Origin of the sequence: uncultured Cetobacterium sp. (assembly GCF_947038635.1) — a bacterium.
GTDB lineage: Bacteria > Fusobacteriota > Fusobacteriia > Fusobacteriales > Fusobacteriaceae > Cetobacterium_A.
Genome location: NZ_CAMQXC010000180.1, coordinates 1 through 2,964 on the forward strand (window position 1 = coordinate 1; position 2,964 = coordinate 2,964).

Below are 2,964 nucleotides of genomic sequence, written 5' to 3' on the forward strand. Positions count from 1 at the left end.
AGATAATTTAATATTACCCCAACTTGAAGGTTTACACAAATATTTAATTAGACCCTATTTTTTAGTTTTTCGAGATTGTATCCTAAAATAACACCTTTATCTGACCTGATAATGGGAGTTTTAAAAAGAATAGGACTTTCTAGAAGTAAGTCCATTGTATCATAAATCATATACTCTAGATTTCTTTTTTTATACTCTTTTCCTTCAATATCTAAAAAGTCATTTAAATCATAGTATTTTAAGAAAGTTTCAAACTCTTTTTTTGAGGGAGCTTTCTCAAGTAAATCAATAAATTGAGTTTTAACTCCTCTTTCTTTAAAAAATCTTTGAACTTTTTTAGTTTCATTACAGTTTTTTCTTCCAAAAATTTGTATTATCATAATTATACTTCAATATACCTCCATTTTCCTTGTCTAAATCTATACAAACATGCCAACCCACGATATGTTAAATCTACAATCATTACCATCCAAGCACCATTTAAACCAAAGTTAAATACATATAAGAATAAATATGTAAGTGGTATTCTAACTAAAAACATACCAATAGATGTAATCCAAAGAACAGATTTAGTATCTCCAGCTCCTCTTAAAGCACCACTTAAAACCATTGAAACTGCTAAAATTGGTTGAGCGATAGATACGATTCTAAGAGCAGAACTGGCCATAGGAACGATAGATTGTTCTTTTGTAAACATTGAAATTACAAATTTTGGAAAAATCATAAAAATAAATCCGAATGCAGTCATAACTCCCATAGCTAAAAACATGTTTAAGTAACCAGCTTTTCTAGCCTCTTGATATTGTCGAGCTCCTAGATGTTGTCCAACGAGAGCAGTACCAGCAACAGAGAATCCAAGTCCCAAATTGAAAGAGAAAGACTCAGCAGTTAAAGCTATTTTATGTGCTGCATATTGCAATGTTCCTAAGTTTATAACCATAGCTTCAAAAATAAGCATTCCAATTCTAAAGATTCCTTGTTCTCCAGCAGAGGGTAACCCAACTTTTAAAAGTCGTCTACAAATCTCTTTATTTATTTTAAAATCTTTTTTACTTAATGCAATACAATAATTTTTTTTATATATTATTAAGAATGAGAATATTAAAGTAACTATTCCTCTAGAAATTGTTGTAGCTATTCCAGCTCCAAAAACTCCAAGATTTAAAACAAAGATAAAAATATAATTGAGCAATATATTTGAAAAAATGCTAATTGTATTATTAATCATTGGAATTTTAGCTTTATTAATAGATCTAAATCCATATGAAAAAATAATGTTAAAGCATAAAAAAGGAATTCCTAGAGAAACAACTTTTAAATAGCTTAAAGCGTCTGTGATAGGTTGATTTTTACTAATAATTCCAAGAATATTTTTACCAAAAATAATAAAGATAAAAGTAACGATAAAAGCCGCAGGAACTCCTAGGATTAAGCTTTGACTCATGCCTTCTTTAGCTTCATTATAATTTTTGGCTCCAAACGCACGACTAACCATAGCAGTAGTTCCAACACTGATCGCGAAAAATATTGGAATAACAGTTAAAATTGGAGCAGTTCCCAATCCAACAGAAGCAATAGCATCTGGTCCTAATCGTCCAACCATAATTAAATCAAAAAATCCAAGTAGTGTTTGCACAAACATATCTACAATAGTAGGCAAAGCAATAGTAAAAATAGATAGAATTTCACTTCTATTTTCTCTCCAAAGAGAGCGAATCTGTTTCAAAATAATCCCTCCAAAAATTTATTTCTAAAGGGTATTATATATTAAAAAATTTAAAATTGATATATAAAATTTTCAGCTGGAAGTTTTTTTTGAATGATACCATTTTCATATAACCAATTAACATTATTTTCCCAAACTTTCTTAGTTTGAGTTAAAAATTTATTTTGAGGTGTCTCCATTATTGGTAGTAAAATTTCCAAACTTTCTTTTTCTACAGTTTCACTTAATGGAAATTGATCAACAGCCTGCTTTGAAAGAAGAAGATTTAAAGATTCCTTAGGATTGCTTTTAACATCTTCAAATCCTTTTTGCATAGCTTTTAGAACTTTTGCATAAATATCTTTATTTTGATTTAAAAGCTCATCGTTAGCCACTAAAATAAGTTCATATGCTTGAGGGATTCCAAAATTATCAATTAAAAAATAGTTTATGTCGATACCTTTCTCTTTAATAACAGGTACTTCATGATTAATCATATTTCCAATTGTAAAATCAACTTGGTTTGTAATCATAGATGTTAGAAGTTCAAACCCTACATCAGTGATTTTAAGAGAGTTAGGATTTAAATTTTCAGAAATCATCATTGATTTTAAATAAGTTTCTGAAAGAACACCACCACTAGTACCTGCGATTTTATTTTCAAAGTCTTTTGGAGAGGTTATATTTTTTTCTTTTAAAGATATAACTGTATTAACTGATCTTTGGAGTATTGCACCAAAAGATTTTATAGGAACGTTTTCGTTAGCTCTTGCCATAACAACACTGTTTAAATAGGAGATTCCTATGTCAGCTTTTTTTGCAGCAGGTAAGGTTAAAGAGTCGCTAGGTGAAGAGGGATAAATTATATTTAATTTTATTCCTTCATCTTTAAAATACCCTTTTTCAATAGCTGTATAAAGAAAAGAGTGAACAGCATTAGGATACCAATCTAAAATTATGGAAACTTCTTTTAAACTATCCTCTTTTTTTGAGTTACAGCTAAGTAATAAAGTAAGCATTATTAAAATAGTAAATATTTTTTTCATTGATTCCTCCAGTGTAATATTATGTTTTCAAATATAGTTATAATTTGTACTAAGGTTATTGCAAGTAAAGATATAATTACTATAGGTGCAAAAACTCCAGCACCATCTAATTGAGACATCATTCTTTTACTAAAATATCCAAGACCAGATGTAGCACCTAACCATTCTTCCAATAGCTGCTCCAATTAAAACAAGAGGAATACTCATTTTAAG

General features: G+C 28.9%; 4 protein-coding genes. All 4 read right to left on the reverse strand.

Annotated elements, in window-relative coordinates; all coding sequences use genetic code 11:
• Positions 1-47 precede the first annotated feature (47 nt).
• Genes Q0V08_RS11330 through Q0V08_RS11345 form a run of 4 tightly spaced genes read right to left on the reverse strand, consistent with a single transcriptional unit; the run spans position 48 to position 2,924 of the window.
• Positions 48-380, reverse strand: a complete 333-nt coding sequence (locus Q0V08_RS11330; protein WP_297434826.1) for an ArsC/Spx/MgsR family protein — start codon at positions 378-380, stop codon at positions 48-50.
• A 2-nt stretch (positions 381-382) separates the two neighbouring features.
• Positions 383-1,726: an MATE family efflux transporter gene (locus Q0V08_RS11335; RefSeq protein ID WP_297434827.1), complete on the reverse strand. Its 1,344-nt coding sequence runs from the start codon at positions 1,724-1,726 to the stop codon at positions 383-385.
• Positions 1,727-1,776: 50 nt separating this feature from the next.
• Entirely contained in the window at positions 1,777-2,751 is a 975-nt protein-coding gene (locus Q0V08_RS11340) for an ABC transporter substrate-binding protein (protein ID WP_297434828.1), read from the reverse strand.
• Positions 2,748-2,924, reverse strand: a complete 177-nt coding sequence (locus Q0V08_RS11345; RefSeq protein WP_297434829.1) for a hypothetical protein — start codon at positions 2,922-2,924, stop codon at positions 2,748-2,750. Before Q0V08_RS11345 ends, Q0V08_RS11340 begins: the two co-directional genes overlap by 4 nt.
• Positions 2,925-2,964 lie beyond the last annotated feature (40 nt).

Excerpts from the sequence above, each read along its gene's own strand:
- Q0V08_RS11330 (WP_297434826.1), bottom strand. The coding sequence starts at position 380 with ATGATAATACAAATTTTTGGAAGAAAAAACTGTAATGAAACTAAAAAA.
- Q0V08_RS11340 (WP_297434828.1), bottom strand. The coding sequence starts at position 2,751 with ATGAAAAAAATATTTACTATTTTAATAATGCTTACTTTATTACTTAGC.